Below are 267 nucleotides of genomic sequence, written 5' to 3'. Positions count from 1 at the left end.
GAATTGAATCTTTTTCTTCGTTTAAATATGAAACGAAAGCTTCGATTCCTGTTTCATAATGAAATATATCTTCTAAATCATTACGTTCGTCTTTTATCGAGATTTTCATTCCTTTTAATAAGAATGCAGATTCACGTAATCTCTCACATAATGTTTCATAATTGTAATTTGTCGTGCTGAAAATCGTTGTATCTGGTTTGAAGTGCATTGTCGTACCAGACTCTTTTGTTTTCCCGATTTTCTCTAACGTCGTTGCAGGAACGCCAC

1 pseudogene is annotated in these 267 nt (G+C 33.7%); it reads right to left on the bottom strand.

Annotation, left to right across the window (positions count from 1 at the left end):
• Window positions 1–267: pseudogene (locus SB717_RS36380) on the bottom strand (DNA topoisomerase IV subunit B); the annotation flags it as partial.

The sequence above is a fragment of the Priestia sp. SIMBA_032 genome (genome assembly GCF_046535215.1).
GTDB classification, from domain to species: Bacteria; Bacillota; Bacilli; order Bacillales; family Bacillaceae_H; genus Priestia; species Priestia aryabhattai.
Note: the sequence above shows the minus strand (reverse complement) of the source record. Positions and strands in the feature narration are given on the sequence as shown.